This is a genomic window from Kineococcus lubricus (assembly GCF_050871965.1).
Lineage (GTDB): Bacteria > Actinomycetota > Actinomycetes > Actinomycetales > Kineococcaceae > Kineococcus.
The window spans coordinates 1-20,156 of the sequence record NZ_JBJLSK010000043.1 but is presented as its reverse complement, the minus strand read 5'-3'; the positions used below and the strand labels follow the sequence as shown (position 1 = coordinate 20,156).

Here is a 20,156-nt window from a genome sequence, read left to right as displayed (position 1 = left end):
TTCCGCGAACCGTCGCGGCAGGGGTTCCGGGGGGTCCACGTCCACGCCCGGCGGGGCCGGGGGGAGTGGTTTCGCATCGCGGGCACGGGGCTCCGATCGGGAGGGCGGGTCCTCGGGGCGGTCGCTCCGCTCCGGTGCCACGTCGTCGTGGTCGTTCCGAGGTCACCGGGACGGTCGGACCATCCTCAGCGGTCGCCGTCCACCGGCACAAGGCGCCGCCGGCACAGACCGGGGCCCGTTCCTCGTGCTCGGGCACAAACCCGTCGTGGGGGTGGTCTGGTGGCTGCGGGAGTCCGGGGCCGTGCGTTACGGTCGGCGGCGGCCGGGTCGACGTCGACGGCCGGTGCGCGGCGCAGGTGCCGCGCGGACCCGCACCGACGAGGGAGCGCCCGTGAGAGCAGCAGTCGTCCGTGAGCACCGGGGACCGTTCGTGGTCGAGGAACTCCTCGACCCCCGGCCCGGCCCGGGGGAGGTGCTGATCGACGTCGCGGCGTGCGGCGTCTGCCACACCGACCTGCACGCGCGCGACGGGGCCGTCGCCTTCCCGGTGCCGGCCGTCTTCGGGCACGAGGTGTCCGGCGTGGTGGCGGAGGTCGGTGCGGGTGTCACCCACGTCGGGGTGGGGGACCGGGTCGTGGGGGCGTTCATCATGCCCTGCGGCGACTGCGCGATGTGCGGTCGCGGGCAGGAGGAGCTGTGCGACCGGTTCTTCTCCCACAACCGCCTGAACGGGACGCTGTACGACGGCCGCACCCGGTTGTTCACCCCGGCGGGCGAACCCGTGGCGATGTACTCGATGGGCGGCCTGGCCCAGCGCGCCGTCATACCCGCGCTGGGGGTGGGCCGCCTGCCGGCGGGGGTCCCGCTGGCGGACTGCGCGATCCTGGGGTGCGCGTTCCTGACGGCCCACGGCGCGCTCGTGCACGTGGGGGACCTGCGTCCCGGTGCGACGCTGGCGGTGTTCGGCGCCGGTGGCGTGGGCCTGGCCGTGATCGCGCTGGCCCGCGCCCTGGGCGCCGGCCGGGTCGTGGCGGTGGACCTGGCACCCGACAAGCTGGAGGCCGCGCGCCGCGCCGGGGCCGACGAGGTCGTCGACGCCTCGCGGGCCGATCCCGTCGCGGAGGTCCGCCGCCTCACCGACGGGGGCACCGACCTGGCGCTGGAGGTCATCGGCAACCCCGTGACGTTCCGGCAGGCCACCGAGGTCGTGCGCGACGGGGGCCGCTGCGTCGTGGTCGGCATCGCCCCGAGCGGGGTCACCGCGGAGGTCGAGATGACCCGGCTGGTCCGTCGCAAGATCCAGGTGATGGGTTCCTTCGGCGGCCGGCCGCGCCACGACCTGCCCGTCCTGGGCGAGCTGGTCGCCGCCGGGCGGCTCGTGCCCGGCGACCTCATCAGCCGCCGGTTCAGCCTCGACGAGGTCGACGAGGCCTACGGGTCGCTGGCCCGCGGGGAGTCCCTGGGGCGGACCCTGGTGGAGTTGACGCCCGCCGGCTGAGCCCGGGGCGGGGCCGCGCACCCGCGGGAGGTCCCGCCGGACCTCCGTGGGCGCGCGGCACCCTTGCGCCTCAGTCGAACACGACGACGCTGCGGGCGACGGACCCGCCGCTGAGCACGCGCGCGTACTCCTCGTCGATGTCCTCCAGCCGCACGCGGCGACCGACGAGGTCGTCGATGTTCAGCCGCCCCTGCAGGTACATGTCCGCGTAGTAGGGGATGTCGACCTTCGGGTTGGTGGTCCCCAGGAAGACGGCGCGGACGCTCCCGCCCGCCTGGACGTCCCAGGTGGGCAGCTCGAACGTGGCGCCCGGTTTCTGCATGCCCACGATGTGCAGGTTCCCGTCGATCGCCCGCATCCGGTACCCCTGCTCCAGCGGGCCGGGCAGCCCGGTCACCTCGAAGACGTGCTCGACCCCGAGGCCACCGGTGATCCGCGCGACCTCCTCCACGGGGTCGGTCTCGCGGGCGTTGACGACGTCGGTGGCGCCGAACTTGCGGGCCAGTTCCAGCTTGTCGTCCTGGACGTCGACGACGATGATCCGCCGCGCGCCGACCAGACGCGCGGCCTGGGCGACGTTCAGCCCGACACCGCCCGCGCCGAACACCACGACGCTCTCGCGGGGCCCGACCTTGGCGGTGCGGATGACCGTCCCGCCGCCGGTGGCGATCGCGCAGCCGAGCAGGGCCGCCCGGTCGAAGGGGACGCGCGGGTCGACCGTCACCAGTTCGCTGTGGTGGACGACGGTGCGCTCGGCGAAACCGCCGATGCCCATCATCTGCCAGACGGCGTCCCCCGCCGTCGTGGCCAGCCGCGGCGCGGAGTCCTCCGACCGCTGGGTGAGTTCCTGCCGGGTGCAGAACGACGGGCGGGCCTCCAGGCAGTTCTGGCACTGCCCGCAGGCCGGCAGGCCGCAGCCGACCACGTGGTCACCGACGGCCACACCGCGCACCCCGTCACCGACCTCCAGGACCACCCCGGCCAGTTCGTGGCCGAGCAGCGCGGGCAGCGGCAGGCCGTAGTCCGTCGAGGCGACCGTCCAGTCGCTGTGGCACAGGCCGACGGCCTCAACCTGGACGAGGACCTCCCCGGCCTGCAGCGGCGAGGTGGTGATCTCGCCGAGCTCGAACCGTGCCGCCGCGGTGCCGGTGAGCAGCGCCGCGCGAACGGTGCTGCCGGTGGTGGCCCCCTCGGTGCGGGGGGTGGGGCTGGTGATGGTCATGTCGGCTCCTCCTCGGCGTGGCGGGCCACGGGTCCTGCGGATCGCGGGCCGGAACCGCGCGGTCCACGCGGGGTTCCGCGCTCGCCGCGTCGATCGGCCACCGGCGCACGGGGTCGCCGGGAGGGCTCCGTCGCCGGTTCACCGATCCGCCTTGCCATACTGCGGACTGGCCCGCCGCACCGCGACGTGCGAACGCACGGTTTCGGCCGCGGTGGACGGTCAGACGACCGACAGCGCCCGTGGAGGCGATCACCCCTGCGACACAGGAGGTCCTGGGTGGACGAACAGGAACTCACCGCGGTCCTCGACGACCTGCTGTGCCGCGGCGCGAGCCTCGAGGAGGTGCTGCGGGCGACGGCCCGTGCCGTCGGGGGGAGCGCCGGGTGGTCCGGGGACGGCTGCGGTGCCGCCTACGACGCCGCGGGGGCGGCGGTGCCGGCCCGGCCGCCGTCGGGCAGTCGCGCGCGTGCCCTCGCCCACCGCGACGGCGGCACGGTGTGGGTCCACGCGGCACCGGGTACCGCTGCGGAGTTCCCGGCGACGGCTCTGGACCGTCTGGTGGTGGCCGCGACGGTGACGTTGCGCTGGCGCGGTTTCGACGGGGAACGGCGGCCGGTGCTGGAGGTGCTGCTCGACCCGGACGCGGCGCCGGCCGAGCGCGACGAGGCGCTGGCGCGCGCCGGGGTCGAACCGTCCACCGCGGTGCGCGTGGTGCTGTGCGGGGGGCCGGAGGCGGCGCTGGCGACGTTCCTCGACGGGTTGTCGCGACAGCACCGCGTCCTGGCGCTCGACGAGCAGCCGGGCCGGCGGACGATCCTGCTGGCCGCCGGGGACCGGCGCCCCGACCCGCCCGCGGTCCCGGTGTGCGTCAAGGCCGTCCACAGCGGGCCCTACCCGGCCGAACAGGTCCTCGCGGCGCACCGGAACGCGCTCGACACCTACCGGTTCGCCCGTCCGTCCACGCAGGAGAGCGGCCCCCACCCCTTGTTCTCCGGCGTCTGGCTCGACGGCGAGGAACTGCGCACCATCGGCCTCCTGACGCGCATCGGGGTCGAGGAGATCGGTCTCCTGCCGGACGTCCGGGCCCTCCAGCGGCTGCGCGAGACCAGCGGGGAACTGGTGCTCCGGGTGCTGGAGGCCTACGCCGCCAGCGCCTCCATGCGCACCGCCGCCGAGATGGTCCACCTGCACCACAACTCGGTGCGCTACTGGATCCACAAGGTGGAGGGCGAACTCGGGTACTCGCTGACCGAGCCGTACGCCCGGGCCCAGTTGTTCATCACCCTGTGCCTGCACCGGCTGTGGGCCCAGCGGGACGACGCGGACCGCTGACCGGTTCCCCGGACATCCCCCAACTGTCTGCATCTGGGGTTCGGCCACTGCGCGCAGGAGCCGTCCCGGGGGAAACATCCGGACTCCTGAGGCGCGCCGGTGTGCCGGGAACGGGAGGATCGATGAGCACTCCAGATCAGCAGGAACTGACTGCGCCGGCCGGCGTCGGGTCCAGGAGCGTCGGACGGGCCTGGTTCACGTGGTTCACCGTCGTCTGGGTGGCGGTGTGGATGTCCAACCAGACGCCGGTCCAGTTGCTCCTGCCGCTGCAGGTGAACAAGCACAGCGAGCAGTGGGTACACGGCGTCGTCGTCTCGGGTGCGGTCCTCGGGGTCGGCGGCCTCATCTCGCTCGTGGCGGGCCCGGTCGCGGGGATGCTCAGCGACCGGACGCCCACGCGCATCGGCCGTCGCCGGCCCTGGGCGATCGGGGGCAGCGTCGTCGCCGCTGCGGCGCTGGTCGTGCTGTCCCGCGTGACGGACAACGTGGCGATCGGGCTCACCTGGACGGTGTACTCGGTCGCGTTCGCGGTCGCCGCCACCGCGTTCACGGCGCTCATCGCCGACCAGCTCGACGCGCAGCGCGGGGCGGCGTCGGGGGTCGTCGGGGGTGCCCAGGGCGCCGGGCTGGTGCTCGGGGTCGCCCTGGTCGTCGTGCTCGGGCTCTCGCTGGGGGTCGCCTACCTCGTGCTGGCGGTGTTCCTCCTGGTGGCCGGCGTGGCCGGTGCCCTCGCCCTGCCCGACCCCCCGGTGGCACCGGTCCGCCGCGACGTGCCGCGCGGCGAGGTCAGGGGGTCGCGCGGCCGCGACTTCCGCACCGTCGTGCTCAGCCGGGCGATCGTCAGCCTCGGCAACGGCGCGCCGACCTCCCTGCTGCTGTTCTTCCTCCTGCACGGCATCGAGATGCCGCACCACGACGCCGAGAGCATCCTGCTGCTGACGATCGTCGTCTTCACGGTGAGCGTCATCGTCTCCTCGGCCGTCGGCGGGAGGATCTCCGACGCCACCGGCAACCGGCGCGGTCTGGTGATGACGGGTTCGACGCTCCTGGCGGTGGGAGCCCTCCTGCTGCTGCTGGTGCCCACGCCGACCGCGGTCCTGGTGTCGGGCCTGGTCAACGGCACCGGGTACGGGCTGTTCCTCACGGTCGGGCTCGCGATGGCCACCGACCTGCTGCCGGCCGAAGCCGACAACGGCCGCGACATCGCCTTCGTCAACGTCGCCACCAACATCGGGGCGGTCGGGGGCCCGCTGCTCGGGGCCGGGCTGGTCGCGGCCGTCGGCGACTTCCGGCTGATGTACCTGGTGGCCGCGGTGCTCACCCTCGGCGGTGGGTTGCTGCTGCTGGCGGTGCGCCGGCCGGAGCGGGCCCGGGTGGTCTGAGGCCGCACCGCTCCACCGACGTCGTCGCGCCAGGGTTCCCCCCGTCCACCCGGGGGGAACCCTGGCGCTTCGCCGTGTTCGGGGGCTATCCTCTATTAAACGTTCATTTAAGAGAGAGGCCCGGGCCGTGACAGGACCTGTCGGCGACACCGCAGTCGCCGAACCCGAACCTCTGCGCCGCGTGCGAGTCCTCGTGGTGCACGAGCAGGAAGTCGTGCAGCTGGGGTTGCGCGCGTTGTTCACCTCCACCGCGTGGGTCGCCGGTTGCGCGGTGACCGCACGCCCGGAGGTCGCGCTCCAGATCACCGCGCGCCAGCAACCGCAGCTCGTCCTCGTCGACCACCGCGTCGACCACTTCAACGGGCTCCAGCTCGTCCGCCGCCTCAAGGAGGTGGCCCCGTACTCGCGCGTCGTCCTGCTGACCTCCGTCAGCGGCATCGACGGCCGGGTCGCGGCGAGCAGCGGCGCCAGCGCCGTCCTGCGCGCCGGCGACCCCCTCGCGCACATCCTGGACACCTGCACCCGGCTGGTGTCCGGACGTCCCACCCGCGTCCTCGTCCCGACCCCGCGCGCGGGTCTGTCGGTGCGGGAGGCCGAGGTCCTGGAGAAGCTCGCCCAGGGCCTGAGCAACCCCGAGATCGCCGGGGCGCTGCACCTGTCCCGGCACACCGTCAAGCAGCACACGAGCACGCTCTACCGGAAGCTCGGCGTGCGGAACCGCGCCGAGGCGGCCAGCTACGCCCTCCAGCGCGGCCTCGTCGCATGAGCGGCACCAGCACGTCCCCGCCCACCGGAACCGCCCGCGAGGAGGTCACCCCGTGAAGATCGCCGTGCTCGTCAAGGAGGTCCCCGACACCAGCGGGGACCGCTCGCTGGACGAGGAGACCGGCCTGACCCGCAGGGGCGCAGGCGATGTCGTCCTCGACGAGATCAACGAGCGTGCGCTCGAACTGGCCCTCGCGCACGCCGGGAGCAGCGAGGGCACCGAGGTCGTCGCCCTCACCATGGCTCCCGAGTCGGCCGGGGCGAACCTGCGCCGCGCGCTCGCGATGGGCGCGCACTCCGCCGTCCACGTCGTCGACGACGACCTGGCCGGCGCCGACGCGCTCCTGACCGCCACCGTGCTCGCCGCCGCGCTGCGGCGCGGGGACTACGACCTGGTCGTCACGGGCAACCAGTCCACCGACGGTTCCGGCGGCGTCGTGCCGGCGATGGTCGCCGAACTGCTCGGCGCGACGCTGCTGTCCGGCATGCGCAGCGTCCAGATCACCCCGGACGGTGTCCGGGGGACCCGCGCGGTGGAAGGCGCCACCCAGACGGTGTCGGCGGAACTGCCCGCGGTGCTGTCCGTCACCGAGGCGATGCCCGAGGGCCGCTTCCCCTCGTTCAAGGGCATCATGGCCGCCAAGAAGAAGCCGTACGAGAAGCTCACGCTGGCCGACCTCGGCGTCGACGCCAGCCCCACCGCGACGGCCGCCTCCATCATGACCGCCGTCGCCCAGCGCCCGCCGCGCGCCGCCGGCCGCACCGTCCACGACGACGGGACCGCTGCGCGCCAACTCGTCGACTACCTCGTCGAGCAGCGGCTCGTCTGAAGGAGGACCACGTGAACCAGCCCCTCGACCGCCCGGTCCTGGTCTTCCTGGAGACCACCACCACCGGCCTGTCCTCCTCCGGCGCCGCCCTGCTCGGCCTGGCGGCCACCCTCGGCCGGCCCACCGCCCTCGTCGTCGCCCCCGAGGGCGACCGCGAACGGCTCGTCGCGGACGCCGCCCGGTGGGGCGCCGCCCGGGTGCTCTTCACCCCCCTGGAGGAGAAGACGCTCGGGGTCCCGCTCGTCGACGCGCTCACGACCGCCCACGACGAGGTCCGGCCCGACGTGGTGCTGCTGCCGCACTCCCTCGACGGCCGCGACACCGCCGCCCGCTTCAGCGCGCGCCGCCGGCTGGCCATCGCGTGGGACGCGGTCGGCGCCGAGCGCGACGAGCTCGGCGTCGTCGCCTCCCACTCCGTCTTCGGCGGCGCCTGGCAGGTCACCTCCGGCGCCACCTGCGGGTGCCTGGTCGTCACCGTGCGCCCGGGTGCGGTGAGCCTGCGCGCCGAACCGCAGCCGGTCCAGGCCGACACGCTCAGCGCCGTCCCCTCGGGGGCCAAGGCCGCCGTCATCGACGCGGTCGAACCGGTCGTCAGCACCTCGACCCGGCCCGAGCTGCGCGCAGCGGCCAAGGTCGTCTCCGGCGGTCGCGGTCTGGGGTCCGCCGAGAAGTTCGCGCTCGTCGAGCAACTGGCCGACGCCCTCGGTGCCGCCGTCGGAGCCTCCCGGGCCGCCGTCGACGCCGGGTACGTCCCGCAGGCGCACCAGGTCGGCCAGACCGGCGCCTGGATCTCCCCGGACCTGTACGTCGCCCTCGGCATCTCCGGTGCGGTGCAGCACAAGGCGGGCATGCAGACGGCCAAGACGATCGTCGCCGTCAACAAGGACGCCGATGCCCCGATCTTCGAGATCGCCGACTTCGGCATCGTCGGCGACGTGTTCACCGTCGTGCCGCAGCTGATCGACGAGATCGCGCAGCGGAAGGCGCAGTGACGTGACGGTGACCGTTCGCACGACCCGGCAGGGACTGCCGCGGCGGTCCGGGGGACCGTCCTGGCCGCCCTTGAGCGAACCGATCGAGGCGCCCCGGGACGTCCGGGGAGTCCAGGACCCCTGGGGCGCCGGGGCCGCCACGGCCCCTCCTGCACCGCCGGTCCCGCCGTCGGCTGAACCCGCGCCTGAACCCGCGGCCGGACGCGCGGCGGAACCCGCCGCACCGGCGCTCCCGCGAGTGCGGCGCGGGCTGCCGCGGGTGGTGGGTGGACCGCCCTGGCCCCCCGGGGAAGACCTCCCCCCGGCTCCGGCTCCGGTCGTCCCGCCGAGCGCGACGCCCGCCGCCGCCCCCGCCGCACCGCCGCCCCACACCCTGCCCGAGACGGCCGCCCGGCCCGTCCCGGCCCCCTCGAACGGTGCCGCCGGTGCTGCCGGCGTCGCCGTCCCCGGGGTGCGGCGCGGTCTGCCGCGCACGCGGGGCGGGGAACCGTGGCCGTCCGCGAGCGCCGCGGCAGCGGTCCCCGCCGTCGCCCCCGCAGCGGCGCCCACCCCGGCCCCGGCGGCACCGGACCCCGCACCCGCGGCGTCGCCCGCTGCCGAACCGGTGGCGGCTCCTGCTCCGGAACCCGTCGTGGAACCCGTCGTGGAACCCGTCGTGGAACCCGTCGCGCCGAGACCGGCTGCGCCGAGACCGGTCGCTGCCGAGCCCGCAGCCGCCGCGCGGTCGTCGGCGCCGGTCCGCGAGCGCCTGGGTGGGCTCACCCGCCGGCAGTGGGCCGCAGCCGCGGTCGTGGCCGGTTTCGCCCTCTTCGGGTTCTTCGCCGCGGTGGTCCTGGGAGCGCGGGCGATCGCCGGCACCGACGTGGTGGAACGGTTCCTGCTGCGGTACCCGGGGGAGTACCACCTGCCCGCGTGGGCCCCGGTGGGTCTGCCGGCGTGGCTGGGCTGGCAGCACTTCTTCAACGGACTGCTGATCCTCCTCATCATCCGCAGCGGCCTGCAGGTGCGGACCGAGCGCCGGGCGCCGGCGATGTGGGCGTCACGTCGTCAGCCGGGCCGGAAGGTGAGCCTGACGATCTGGGCGCACCAGGCGCTCGACGTGCTCTGGCTGCTCAACGGGCTGATGTTCGCGGTCCTGCTGTTCGCGACCGGGCAGTGGGTGCGGATCGTGCCGACGAGCTGGGAGGTGTTCCCGAACGCGCTGTCGGCGGCGCTGCAGTACGCCACGCTCGACTGGCCGTCGGAGAACGGCTGGGTGAACTACAACAGCCTGCAGCAGCTGGCGTACTTCCTGACGGTCTTCGTCGCCGCGCCCCTGGCGGCGGTGACCGGCGTCCGGATGTCGAGCGTCTGGCCGGCGCGCTGGACCGGGCTGAGCCGGCGCTACCCGGTGGGCGTGGCCCGTGCCCTGCACCTCCCCACGATGCTCTACTTCGTCGGGTTCATCGTCGTGCACGTGGGCCTGGTCCTGGCGACCGGGGCGCTGCGCAACCTCAACCACGTGTACGCCGCGCAGGACGGACCGGGGTGGGCGGGTTTCTGGTTCTTCGCCGCGTCCCTGCTGGTCGTGGCGGGGGCTTGGGTGGCCTTCCGGCCGGCCCTGCTGGCCCCGGTGGCCCGGTTGTTCGGGACGGTCACCCGCAGCTGAACGGGGCCGCGCCCCACGCAGGACGCCCCGGCCGGGAGAACCCGGCCGGGGCGTCCTGCGTGCGGGGGCCCGCGGTGCTCAGGGAACGAGCAGCAGCACCCAGTCGGCGACGACAGCCGGGCGCGACGAACCCTCGATCTCCACGGTGACGCGGGAGACGGTCTGCGTCCCCCTCTCGGTCGGGGTGACCTCGACCAGTTCCGCGCCTGCGCGGATGCGTGAACCCGACGGCAGGGGAGAGGGGAACCGCACCTTGTTGAGGCCGTAGTTGACCTCCATCGACAGGCCACCGACCTCCAGGAGGCCCCCCACGAGCGCGGGCACCAGGGCCAGGGTCATGAAGCCGTGCGCGATGGTGGTCCCGAAGGGCCCCTGCGCGGCGCGGACGGGGTCGACGTGGATCCACTGGTGGTCCCCGGTGGCGTCGGCGAACTGGTCGATGCGCGGCTGCTCGACGCTGATCCACTCGCCGTACCCGAGGTGGGTCCCCACCGCGTCGGTGAGGGCGTCGAGGTCTTCGAAACGGGGCAACGGGCTCTCCTCAGCTCAGTCGTTCGACGATCATGGCCATGCCCTGGCCGCCGCCCACGCACATCGTCTCCAGCCCGAACCGCCCGTCGCGGGCCCGCAGGCCGTTGAGGAGGGTGCTGGTGATGCGGGCGCCGGTCATGCCGAAGGGGTGCCCGACCGCGATGGCGCCGCCGAAGACGTTCAGCCGGTCCTCGTCCACGCCCAGTTCCCGGGCACTGGGGAGGACCTGCGCGGCGAACGCCTCGTTGATCTCCACCAGGTCGATGTCCCCGATGGTCAGGCCCGCGTTCGCCAGGGCCCGCCGGGACGCTTCGACCGGGCCCAGCCCCATGAGTTCGGGGGAGAGCCCGGACACCCCGGTGGAGACGATCCGGGCCAGCGGGGTCAGACCCAGCTCGGCGGCCTTGCGGTCGGAGACGACGACCACGCTGGCGGCCCCGTCGTTCAGGGGGCACGCGTTGCCCGCGGTGACCGTCCCCTTCTCGCGGAACACCGGGTTCAGGGCCCGGACGGCCTCCAGGGTCGTTCCCCGGCGAGGGCTGTCGTCCGCGTCGACGACGGTGCCGTCGGGCAGGGTCAGCGGGGTGATGTCACCGGCCCAGAACCCGCTGGCGATCGCCGCCTCGGCGCGGTTCTGGCTGCGGACGGCGAACTCGTCCTGCTCCTCGCGCGAGACGCCCCGGAGCGCGGCGACGTTCTCCGCGGTCTGGCCCATGTCGATGTAGACGTCGGGCAGTTCCCCGCGGTCCTCGGGGTCGCTCCACTCCTGCGACCCCTCGGCGGTGCGGCGGGTCCGTTCGAGGGCTCCGGCGTACCGGGGGTTGTACGTCTCGGGCCCGTCACCGTAACCGCGGTCGTAGCTGGAGACGCTCTCCACGCCGACCGAGAGGTAGGCGTCGCCCTCACCCGCGCGGATCGCGTGGAACGCCATCCGCGTGGTCTGGAGGCTGGAGGAGCAGAAGCGGTTGACGGTCACCCCCGGGACGTCGCGCAGACCCGCCAGCAGGGAGACCGAACGGGCCGCGTTGTTCCCGCCCTCACCCGCCGGGTAGCCGATGCCCAGCATCAGGTCGTCGATGTCGGACGCCTGCAGCGCCGGGACCTTCGCGAGGGAGGCGGTGACCATGGCGGCGGCCAGGTCGTCGGGTCGCACGTCGCGCAACGACCCCTTGCGGGCGCGACCGATGGGCGATCGCGCGGTGGCGACGATGACGGCTTCGGGCACTGGGAACCTCCGTGGGGCACGACCTCGACGGTGACCCTCGCCACCGCGGCCCCAGGCTGTCGGGTCGCCGTCGGCGCGGCGAGCGTGCCCGACGGCAAAGCCCCCGGTTGGGGGATGGGTGGTGCTCCCGACCTCCCGCGCGGACCCCGGCGTAGCTACGATCCTGAGCATGTCGCTGCCCGAGCCGGTCCAGGCGCAGGCGCCCGCGTCGCGCGAGCGCACGATCCTGGACGCCGCCGGCCGGCTCTTCCAGCAGCACGGCTACGACGGCACGTCCGTCTCGCGGATCGCCAAGCTCGCGGGCATGACCCCGGCGAACCTGTACTGGTACTTCCCCTCCAAGCAGGTGCTGCTGCGCGACGTCCTGGTGGACCTCTACCGCACGAGCCTGGAGTCGCTGCAGGCCGCCGACGACGCCACCGCCTCGCCGAGCACCCGGCTGTGCGCCTACGTGCGCACCCTCGTGACCCTGCAGCTCTCCGACCCCGAGACCGTCAACCACAGCTACCTCGCGTTGCAGTCCGCGCTCGACGAGGAGTCGGCGCTGGTGATCTCCCGGTGGCAGCGCGAGCACCGGGACCTGCTGCGGGACATCCTGCTCGCCGGGGTCGGCGACGGCTCGTTCGACGTCCCGGACGTGTCGGTCGCGGCGTCGTTCCTGGCCACGGGCGCCGAGCACGTCTACACCTGGTTCCGCCACGACGGGCGGCGCAGCGGTTCGGAGGTGGCGGAGCTGTTCGCCGACCACGCGCTCCGATCGGTGCAGCCGCGCCCGTGATCGCGGACGCGGCGGCACCCGCCCGGGTTCAGCCGACGGTCGCGCCGCCGTCGACGTACAGCACCTGGCCGGTGATGAACCCGGCGTCGTCGCTGGCGAGGTAGGCCGTCGCGGAGGCGATGTCCTCGGGGCGGCCGACGCGCCGGACGGGGGTCGCCTCGGCGTTCAGGCGGCGGAACTCCTCCGGCTCCACACCCAGCCGTCGCGCCGTCGCGTCGGTCATCTCCGTCGCGATGAACCCCGGGGCCACGGCGTTGACGCGGATCCCCTTCGGGCCCAGCTCGGCGGCGAGGGTCCGGGTGAAGCCCTGGATGCCGGCCTTGGCGGCGGAGTAGTTGGCCTGCCCGCGGCTGCCGAGGGCCGAGGTGCTGGAGACGTTGACGATGGCCCCGGAGCCCTGCTCGACCATGTGCCGCTGCGCGGCCTTGCTCATGAGGAAGGCGCCCTTGAGGTGGACGCCCATCACGAGGTCCCAGTCAGACTCGGGCATCTTGAACAGCAGGTTGTCCCGGATGAGGCCGGCGTTGTTCATGAGCACGTCGAGCCGCCCGAACCGCTCGTGCACGCGGGCCACGGCCGCCTCCACCGAGTCGGCCCGGCTGACGTCCGCGCCGACCCCGAGGGCGCCTGCGCCCTCCGTCAGCGGCAGTTCGGCGGCCGTCCGGGCCGCCGACGCCTCGTCGAGGTCGACGACGGCGACCGAGGCGCCCTCCCGGGCGAAGCGTTCGGCGGTGGCGCGGCCGATGCCGCGCGCACCCCCGGTGATCACTGCGACCCGTCCCGTGAAGCGGTCCACGTCGTCCCTCCTCCTGTCGGTGCCCGTCGCGTCCGCGACGGAGCCGTCGGGCCATCGTGTCCGCGGTGACCGGCGGTGGCGACGACCGACCCGCCACCGCTACCCAGGTGGGGGATATCTCGCAGGTCGCCGTACCGCGGTGACGCGCGCCGGTGGGAAGGTGGGCGGCGATCGCGACGGCTCGCCGCCGGGGCGACGCCTTCTCGACCACCGATGCTCACGACCCGGAGGCGGCATGGACTACAACTTCGGCACGGCCCTGTCCGACTCGGCGCGCATGAGCCCGGAGCGGACCGCGGTCGTCTGCCAGGACGGCACGCGCTACTCCTTCGCCGACCTGCAGGCCCGTGCGGGTGCTGCGGCCGCCGTGCTCGCCGACCTCGGTCTGCGACCGGGCGACCGCGTCGGCCTGCGGCTGCCGAACACCGCCGAGTTCATCGTCTACTACTTCGCGCTGCTGGCGCTGGGCGCGACGGCCATGCCCGCCAACCCCGCCGCCTCGGCCCGGGAACTGGCGTACGTCGTCGAGGACTCCGAGATGGCCGCGGTCATCTGCGAGCGCTCCGACGACGGGGTGTCCGGCGTCGGCGTGCGGGTGCTGCGCGTGGACGACCTGGTGGCCGCCGAGGGTTCCTTCCCCGTCCCGTACGCGCCGCTCCCCGTCGACGCCGGGTCGACCGCGGTCATCCTCTACACCAGCGGTTCCACCGGGTCGCCCAAGGGGGTGGAGCTCAGCCACCTCAACCTCATCATGCAGCTCGCCGGCGAGACCCACACGACGCCCTACCAGGACGCCGACGTCATCTACGCCGTCCTCCCGCTGTTCCACGTCTACGGCCTCGTCGACATGGTCAACGGCCCGGTCGCCCGCCGCCACACGGTGGTCCTGAGCACGAAGTTCTCGACCCAGGCGACCCTGGACGCGATCGAGCGCGAGGGCGTGACGTCCCTGTGCGGGGTCCCCACGATGTTCCACGCGCTGGTCGGCGCCCTCACCGAGGCCGGCCCGGGCCGCTGGGACCTGTCCTCGGTCCGCACGGTGGCCAGCGGCGGCGCCCCCCTGTCCCTCACCCAGATCGCGCGCATCCGCGAGTGCTTCCCCAACGCCGACTTCGTCGAGGGCTACGGCCTGACCGAGACGGGTGCGACCGGGACGTACAACGGCAAGCCGTTCGAGTTCCGGCAGGGCTCGGTGGGTCGGGCGATCGCCGGCCTGGAGCTGGGGATCCTCGACCCCGCGGGGCAGCAGCTGGCTCCGGGACCGGACAACGTGGGCGAGGTCTGCCTGCGGGGCCTGAGCGTCATGAAGGGGTACTGGCGCCGGGCGGAGCAGACCAGCCAGGCCCTGCGCGGCGGCTGGTTCCACACCGGTGACCTCGGCTGGTGCGACGAGGACGGGTACCTCTACATCACCGGCCGGAGCAAGGAACTCATCATCCGCGGGGGTTTCAACGTCTACCCCCAGGAGGTCGAGAACGTCCTGGAGTCCCACCCGGGCATCGCCACGGCCGCCGTGGTCGGCCGGCCCGACGAGCACTACGGCGAGGAGGTCGTCGCCTTCGTCGTGCCGCAGCCGGGCGCCGGGGAGTTCGACGCGGACGCCGTGCAGGAGTTCTGCCGGTCGCAGCTCGCCCCCTACAAGTACCCGCGGCAGTTCGTCGTCGTGACGTCGCTGCCGCAGGGACCGACCGGGAAGATCGACAAGCGGACGCTCGCGAAGCAGGTGCGCGAGGGCGCCGTCGACGGATCGGTCCTCACACCGGTCGAACCCACCATGGCAAGGAGCACATCGTGACCCGACTCCGTCTCCCCGACGAGGACGCGGCCTTCCGCGACGAGCTGCGGACCTTCCTGCGGAACCGCGTGCCCGCCGAGATCCGCGCGAAGGTCGTGGCCGGCGAGGAGCTCGGCAAGGACGACTTCGTCCGCAGCCAGCGCATCCTCAACGAGGCCGGCCTGGCCACCCCGAACTGGCCCGTGGAGTGGGGCGGGAAGGGCTGGAGCCCGCTGCGCCAGCACATCTGGCACGAGGAGCTGTCGCTCAACGGGGTCCCGCACCCGCTGGACTTCAACGTCTCCATGGTCGGGCCCGTGATCGCCGCCTTCGGCAGCCAGGAGCAGAAGGAACGGTTCCTGCCGGCCACGGCGAACCTCGACATCTGGTGGTCGCAGGGCTTCTCCGAGCCCGAGGCGGGGTCGGACCTGGCGTCCCTGCGGACCGCCGCCGTCCGCGACGGGGAGCACTGGGTGGTCAACGGGCAGAAGACCTGGACGACGTTCGGTCAGCACGGTGACTGGATCTTCACCCTGGTGCGCACGAACCCGACCGCCCCCAAGCGGCAGGCGGGCATCAGCTTCCTGCTCATCGACATGACCAGCCCCGGGGTCACGGTTCGGCCCATCGAGCTGGTCGACGGCAGCCACGAGGTCAACGAGGTCTTCTTCGACGACGTGCGCGTCCCGGCCGGGAACCTCGTCGGTGAGGTCGACAAGGGCTGGACGTACGCCAAGTTCCTCCTCGGGAACGAGCGCACCGGCATCGGCGCGGTGGGGGAGAGCAAGCGGGTGCTCGCCGCGGCGAAGGACCGGGCGGCCACCTCCGGCGCGCTGGACGACCCCGCGATCGCCGCCCGGTTCGCCGACCTGGAGAACGAACTGCTCGGCGTGGAGCTCACCGCCCTGCGCGTCGCGGCCGGCTCGGCCGAGGAGGAGGCGGACCCGGCGTCGTCGGTGCTCAAGCTGCACGGTTCGCAGGTCGCCCAGCGCGTCGACGAGCTCGTCGTCGACCTCGCCGGCCCGGCCGCCCTGGCCTCCGGCGCCGGGGACGGGTCCAGCGCCCCCTCGTGGGCGCGCCAGTCGGTGCCCCGGTTCCTCAACGACCGCAAGCTGTCCATCTTCGGCGGGTCGAACGAGATCCAGCGCAACATCATCGCCCAGGCAATTCTCGGTCTGTAGGAGACACCGTGGACTTCACGCTCAACGAGGAACAAGAGGCTCTCCGCGACGCCGTCGGCGGGATGCTCTCCAAGAACTACGGCGCGATCGAGGCCCGGCGCCGGGTCACCGCGTCCGATCCGGGTTTCGACGAGAAGCTGTGGCGTCAGCTGGCCGAGCTCGGCGTCCTCGGGCTGCCCTTCACCGAGGAGGACGGCGGTCTGGGCGCCGGCCCCGTCGAGGTGGCCGTCGTGGCCGAGCAGTTCGGGGCGGTGCTGGCCCCCGAGCCGTTCGTGGAGGTCGTCGTGCTGGCCGGTGGCCTGGTGGCCGACGCCGGGACCGCCGAGCAGCGCGAGGAACTCATCGGCGGCATCGCCGCCGGGGAGGCCGTCGTCGCGTTCGCCCACCACGAGCCCGGGGGTCGCTGGTCGCCGTCGGCGCGCGGGGTCGTCGCGACCTCCCGCGACGGGGCGTGGACGCTGAGCGGCACCAAGGAGCCCGTGGTGCAGGGAGCCCGGGCCGACGTGCTGATCGTCTCGGCCGCCACCGGGCAGGGCACCGGCCTGTTCGTGGTCGCGGGGGACGCCCGGGGCCTGACCCGCACCGGGTACCGCACGCACGACGGCGGCCGCGCCGCTCGCCTCGACCTCGTGGACGTCCCGGCGGTGCCGCTCGGGGACCCCGGGACCGACCGCACCGCGACGATCGCGCGGGCGCAGGACCGGGCGCGCACCGCCTACGCGCACGAGGTGCTGGGCATCCTGCAGTTCCAGCTCTCGACCACCGTCGACTACCTCAGGACCCGCAAGCAGTTCGGCGTCACCCTCAACACCTTCCAGGCGCTGAAGCACCGGGCGGCGGACCTGTACGTGCAGCTGGAGCTGGCGCGCAGCACCACCTGGTGGGCCAGCATCCTGCTCGACGAGGCCCAGCGCGGTGACGAGGGGCTGGACGTGGCGGCGGCGGCGGCGCACGCGTCGCTGCGGACGTCGAAGGCGGCGCGCCTCATCGGTGCCGAGGCGATCCAGCTGCACGGCGGCATCGGGGTCACCGCCGAGTACAGCGTCGGGCACTACAGCAGCCGGCTGATCGCCATCGAGCGCCTCGCCGGGGACGGGTCCCACCACCTGGCCCACGTCGCCGCCGGTCTGCGCGGGCACGGCACCCTCGACCCGACGGAGTGAACCGGCGATGAGCACCGTCGGCAGCCTGGCCGACCTGCTGACGCTCACCGGCGACCCGGCGGGTCGGCCCGACGTCGCGACCGGCCCCTCCGTGCACCTGACCGGTGGCCGCATCTACGGCGGGCAGATCCTGGGGCAGGCCGCGGTCGCCGCCGCGCGCAGCGCGACCCGGGACCGCAGGCTGCACTCGCTGCACGCCTACTTCCTGCGTCCGGGGGACGTGGAGGCCGACGTGGAGTTCGAGGTCGAGCGGTTCCGCGACGGGCGCAGCTTCTCGGCCCGCGCGGTGCGGGCCGTGCAGGCCGGCAAGGTCATCGCCACGGCCACGGCGTCCTTCACGGTGGACGCCCGCGGACCCGAGCACGAGACGCCCCCGCCGACCGACGTCCCGGGCCCGGAGGAGTTCGAGGACCGCTTCCCGGCGGACCTCCCCGGTGGACCGGTGACGTCCGAGGGCCTGATGCAGGTGCGCCGGGTGCCGGGGGAGCTGCTCGACGGGGTGCCCCCGGGCACCGGGGTCTCCTGGCTGCGGGTGCGGCACCGGCTGCCGGACGACCCCGTGGTGCACCGGGCCGCCCTGGCCTACCTCAGCGACGCCGTGGTGCAGGACCCGGTGCTGGACGACCACGGCCTGGACTGGACCACCACGGGCATCGCGACCGCCAGCCTGGACCACGCCATGTGGTGGTACCGCGACACCCGCGCCGACGAGTGGCTGCTGTCGGTGAGCGAGTCACCGGTCGCCCGCACCGCCCGGGGGCTGGCCCTGGGGCGCGTCTACACCCGCGCCGGTGACCTGGTCGCCGTGATCGGCCAGGAGGTGCTGGCGCGCTACGACGACTGAGGTGCTGGGCGGCGGACGAGCGGAGCACCACCGTGGACAGCACCCCCACCCGGCGCACCGACGCCGCCCCGACCCCCACCGGGGCGGCTGGCAGTTCCAGGTCGACCAGACCGCTCAGCGGCTCAGGGCCGACCTCGGCGTGGGGGTCGTCGTGGACGAGTTCCCCGAGCCCTCACCACCCTGCGCCTGGAGGGGTACCGCATCGCCCGGCGCGCGGACCCGGTGGTTGCGGTCGCCGACCGCGGGTCGCCCCCCTCGTCGCCCTGCGGCAGCACACGACCTCGGGCACGGTCGGGATCGCCAGCGCCGCCGTCAACCCGCGGCGGCTGCGCGGTGCGGGGCAGCTGGCCCGCGCCGCGCTCGACGTGACGGGACTCCTGCGGCTCCCGCGCGGCTGAGGTCGTGCCGGGCGCCGTGGGGTCGCCGGGGGTCGCCGCCGGCCGGACCGGGGCATCAGCAGAGCACCCGCGCCCGGCCCGCGCCCTTGGCGCGGTACAGCTGTTCGTCGGCTTCCCGTAGCAGCCGTTCCGCGGCGACCGAGCCGTCCCACCCGGCGACGCCGGCGGAGAAGGTCTGACCGGACGGGGTCACCGCCAGCAGGCGGGACACGACCTGCGCCGCCTGGGGCGAGGTCAGCCCCGGCAGCAGCACGGCGAACTCCTCCCCGCCGTAGCGCGCGATGCGCCCGGCGGGGAGTGCGCGCGCCAGTTCCGCCGACCACGCCGCGGCCGCGGTGCGCAGCAGCTCGTCGCCGGCGGCGTGGCCGTGGGTGTCGTTGTAGGCCTTGAAGTGGTCGAGGTCGATCATCCCCGCGCTGACCGGTGTCCCCGTCGCCGCCGCCAGCGCCCGCTGCAGCTCGTGGTCGTAGGTGCGGCGGTTCGCCAGGCCGGTCAGGGCGTCGGTGCGGGCCTGCACCGCCAGCTGGGCGCGCTGGGACTCGATCGCGCGCACCAGCAGCAGCATCCGCAACAGGGTCAGCCCGAACAGCACGGCCCCGGCCACCGCGACGGCCACGACGTGCGGGTCGCGCCGCAGGAAGTGCTCGGCCAGCAGCGTCGCGGGGGCCAGCAGCCCGGCCAGGGCCAGGGCGCCGGCCCGTGCGGCTCCCAGTCGCTCGACCTCCGCGCCGGCGCGCCGGCACAGCCGGTCCGCGTCCGGGTGCACCAGCGCCAGGGCGGTGAAGAGGTAGAACAGGGCGAACAGCAGGTCGACCCAGGAGTTCCAGGTGCCCGCGACGCCCAGCAGCAGGGAGACGGCGAAGGCGAGGTCGCCCAGCAGGTAGCTGCTCATGGCCGCCAGCAGCAGGACCAGCGGGCTGCGGCCGGAACGGGCGCCGATGAGCAGGCGGGTCAGCACGCCCACGACGACCACGTCCAGGCCCGGGCCGATCCCGCTGACGAGGCGGTCGGGCAGCGGGGCGGTGGAGTCGGCCAGCTGGTCGGCGATGACGAAGCAGTACGCCACCACGCCCAGACCCACCGTGATCACCGCGGAGTCGATGAGGGCGCCGGGGCCGCGCCAGCCGGAACGCCGGCGCATGAGTTCGAAACCCGCCCCGAGCAGCAGCCCGTACCCGAGCGCGTAGGGCGTCACGAGCAGGCCCGCGGCTGCGGCCCCGGAAGCGGTGTGCTGCTCGACGAGGGTGCGCAGCAGCCACCCCGCGTCGCCGAGCAGCGCGAACCCGGTGGCCCCGGCGAGCAACCAGCCGACGGCCCCCAGGGCCCGGCGCCGACGAGCGGCCATGACGACCGTCACGACCACCGCCAGCGCCTCGAGGCCCTGGCCGGCGAGGGCGTGGGCGACGGTTCCCGCCGGTCCGCTGGACCAGCTCGCCCCGGCGGCGAGCACCAGGCAGCCCACGACGGACAGGAACGTGGTGCGGGTGCTCCAGGGACGGGCGCGCCCCGGCGCGCCCGGTCCGGGTTTCCGACCGCTCATGCCGCTGCATCGGCACTCGCGAACCGTCGCTGAACGACCGCGGGCCGGTCGTGGGCCGGTCGGGTGACGTCGGGGCGCCGGTGGGGCGTCTACGGTTCGGTGAGTTCCAGGAGTCCGGCGCGGGCGAGGTCGAGTTCGTCGGTGTCGATGTAGGTGCCCAGGGCGAGGGCGGCGGCGACGCCTTCGGCGGCGAACTGCACGATGAGCACGCGCTGGGGGTCCAGGCCGTCGCGGGCGAAGGTCTGGCGCCACCAGTT

The 20,156-nt window shown here is 74.2% G+C and carries 17 protein-coding genes; 12 read left to right on the top strand and 5 right to left on the bottom strand.

All coding sequences use genetic code 11. The annotated features are described in order from the left end of the window. The first annotated feature begins 391 nt into the window (after nucleotides 1–391). The gene (locus ACRYRX_RS20895; RefSeq protein WP_432515064.1) at nucleotides 392–1,498 is read left to right on the top strand and encodes a zinc-binding dehydrogenase; all 1,107 of its coding nucleotides are present in this window, start codon (nucleotides 392–394) and stop codon (nucleotides 1,496–1,498) included. Between the two features lie 70 nt (nucleotides 1,499–1,568). Here ACRYRX_RS20895 and ACRYRX_RS20890 read toward each other — a convergent pair whose 3' ends face one another. After that, nucleotides 1,569–2,720, bottom strand: coding sequence for a zinc-binding dehydrogenase (locus ACRYRX_RS20890; protein WP_432515063.1), 1,152 nt, complete (start codon nucleotides 2,718–2,720; stop codon nucleotides 1,569–1,571). A 276-nt stretch (nucleotides 2,721–2,996) separates the two neighbouring features. Here ACRYRX_RS20890 and ACRYRX_RS20885 point away from each other — a divergent pair, with 276 nt between their 5' ends. The 6 genes from ACRYRX_RS20885 to ACRYRX_RS20860 all read left to right on the top strand — a co-directional run bounded on the left by ACRYRX_RS20885 (nucleotide 2,997) and on the right by ACRYRX_RS20860 (nucleotide 9,669). Continuing rightward, nucleotides 2,997–4,052 (top strand): helix-turn-helix domain-containing protein, encoded by a 1,056-nt coding sequence (locus tag ACRYRX_RS20885; protein WP_432515062.1) that lies wholly within the window; start codon nucleotides 2,997–2,999, stop codon nucleotides 4,050–4,052. Nucleotides 4,053–4,174: 122 nt separating this feature from the next. Further along, nucleotides 4,175–5,434 carry an MFS transporter gene (locus ACRYRX_RS20880; RefSeq protein ID WP_432515060.1) on the top strand — a complete coding sequence of 420 codons (1,260 nt, stop codon included), beginning with the start codon at nucleotides 4,175–4,177 and terminating at the stop codon, nucleotides 5,432–5,434. Between the two features lie 181 nt (nucleotides 5,435–5,615). Further along, nucleotides 5,616–6,200, top strand: coding sequence for a response regulator transcription factor (locus ACRYRX_RS20875; RefSeq protein ID WP_432515059.1), 585 nt, complete (start codon nucleotides 5,616–5,618; stop codon nucleotides 6,198–6,200). Between the two features lie 52 nt (nucleotides 6,201–6,252). Further along, entirely contained in the window at nucleotides 6,253–7,029 is a 777-nt protein-coding gene (locus tag ACRYRX_RS20870) for an electron transfer flavoprotein subunit beta/FixA family protein (protein ID WP_432515058.1), read from the top strand. 11 nt (nucleotides 7,030–7,040) lie between these two features. After that, on the top strand, nucleotides 7,041–8,021 hold the full coding sequence (locus ACRYRX_RS20865; protein ID WP_432515057.1) for an electron transfer flavoprotein subunit alpha/FixB family protein: 981 nt from the start codon (nucleotides 7,041–7,043) through the stop codon (nucleotides 8,019–8,021). 631 nt (nucleotides 8,022–8,652) lie between these two features. Then, the gene (locus tag ACRYRX_RS20860; protein ID WP_432515055.1) at nucleotides 8,653–9,669 is read left to right on the top strand and encodes a cytochrome b/b6 domain-containing protein; all 1,017 of its coding nucleotides are present in this window, start codon (nucleotides 8,653–8,655) and stop codon (nucleotides 9,667–9,669) included. A 78-nt stretch (nucleotides 9,670–9,747) separates the two neighbouring features. Here ACRYRX_RS20860 and ACRYRX_RS20855 read toward each other — a convergent pair whose 3' ends face one another. Both ACRYRX_RS20855 and ACRYRX_RS20850 read right to left on the bottom strand, forming a co-directional pair. Next, nucleotides 9,748–10,200 (bottom strand): MaoC family dehydratase, encoded by a 453-nt coding sequence (locus ACRYRX_RS20855; RefSeq protein WP_432515054.1) that lies wholly within the window; start codon nucleotides 10,198–10,200, stop codon nucleotides 9,748–9,750. Between the two features lie 10 nt (nucleotides 10,201–10,210). Next, the gene (locus ACRYRX_RS20850; protein ID WP_432515053.1) at nucleotides 10,211–11,425 is read right to left on the bottom strand and encodes an acetyl-CoA C-acetyltransferase; all 1,215 of its coding nucleotides are present in this window, start codon (nucleotides 11,423–11,425) and stop codon (nucleotides 10,211–10,213) included. 169 nt (nucleotides 11,426–11,594) lie between these two features. Between ACRYRX_RS20850 and ACRYRX_RS20845 the strand changes: the two genes are divergently transcribed. Next, entirely contained in the window at nucleotides 11,595–12,203 is a 609-nt protein-coding gene (locus tag ACRYRX_RS20845; protein WP_432515052.1) for a TetR/AcrR family transcriptional regulator, read from the top strand. A gap of 28 nt (nucleotides 12,204–12,231) precedes the next feature. Here the strand turns inward: ACRYRX_RS20845 and ACRYRX_RS20840 are convergent, their stop codons facing one another. Then, complete coding sequence (locus ACRYRX_RS20840; protein WP_432515051.1) at nucleotides 12,232–12,999, bottom strand: SDR family NAD(P)-dependent oxidoreductase; 768 nt, start codon at nucleotides 12,997–12,999, stop codon at nucleotides 12,232–12,234. A 235-nt stretch (nucleotides 13,000–13,234) separates the two neighbouring features. Between ACRYRX_RS20840 and ACRYRX_RS20835 the strand changes: the two genes are divergently transcribed. Genes ACRYRX_RS20835 through ACRYRX_RS20820 form a run of 4 tightly spaced genes read left to right on the top strand, consistent with a single transcriptional unit; the run spans nucleotide 13,235 to nucleotide 17,961 of the window. Further along, nucleotides 13,235–14,794, top strand: a complete 1,560-nt coding sequence (locus ACRYRX_RS20835; RefSeq protein ID WP_432515050.1) for a class I adenylate-forming enzyme family protein — start codon at nucleotides 13,235–13,237, stop codon at nucleotides 14,792–14,794. Continuing rightward, on the top strand, nucleotides 14,791–15,954 hold the full coding sequence (locus tag ACRYRX_RS20830; protein WP_432515049.1) for an acyl-CoA dehydrogenase family protein: 1,164 nt from the start codon (nucleotides 14,791–14,793) through the stop codon (nucleotides 15,952–15,954). The genes ACRYRX_RS20835 and ACRYRX_RS20830 overlap by 4 nt, the downstream gene beginning before the upstream one ends. A gap of 8 nt (nucleotides 15,955–15,962) precedes the next feature. Next, the gene (locus tag ACRYRX_RS20825) at nucleotides 15,963–17,117 is read left to right on the top strand and encodes an acyl-CoA dehydrogenase family protein (protein WP_432515047.1); all 1,155 of its coding nucleotides are present in this window, start codon (nucleotides 15,963–15,965) and stop codon (nucleotides 17,115–17,117) included. A gap of 7 nt (nucleotides 17,118–17,124) precedes the next feature. Continuing rightward, nucleotides 17,125–17,961: an acyl-CoA thioesterase gene (locus ACRYRX_RS20820; RefSeq protein ID WP_432515046.1), complete on the top strand. Its 837-nt coding sequence runs from the start codon at nucleotides 17,125–17,127 to the stop codon at nucleotides 17,959–17,961. 453 nt (nucleotides 17,962–18,414) lie between these two features. On the opposite strand, the gene ACRYRX_RS20815 is transcribed toward ACRYRX_RS20820, so the two are convergent. Further along, nucleotides 18,415–19,899: a GGDEF domain-containing protein gene (locus tag ACRYRX_RS20815; protein ID WP_432515045.1), complete on the bottom strand. Its 1,485-nt coding sequence runs from the start codon at nucleotides 19,897–19,899 to the stop codon at nucleotides 18,415–18,417. Nucleotides 19,900–20,156: the final 257 nt, after the last annotated feature.

Coding starts and splice junctions, on each gene's coding strand:
- ACRYRX_RS20890 (WP_432515063.1), bottom strand. CDS start 2,720: ATGACCATCACCAGCCCCACCCCCCGCACCGAGGGGGCCACCACCGGC.
- ACRYRX_RS20880 (WP_432515060.1), top strand. CDS start 4,175: ATGAGCACTCCAGATCAGCAGGAACTGACTGCGCCGGCCGGCGTCGGG.
- ACRYRX_RS20845 (WP_432515052.1), top strand. CDS start 11,595: ATGTCGCTGCCCGAGCCGGTCCAGGCGCAGGCGCCCGCGTCGCGCGAG.
- ACRYRX_RS20835 (WP_432515050.1), top strand. CDS start 13,235: ATGGACTACAACTTCGGCACGGCCCTGTCCGACTCGGCGCGCATGAGC.
- ACRYRX_RS20820 (WP_432515046.1), top strand. CDS start 17,125: ATGAGCACCGTCGGCAGCCTGGCCGACCTGCTGACGCTCACCGGCGAC.
- ACRYRX_RS20815 (WP_432515045.1), bottom strand. CDS start 19,899: ATGAGCGGTCGGAAACCCGGACCGGGCGCGCCGGGGCGCGCCCGTCCC.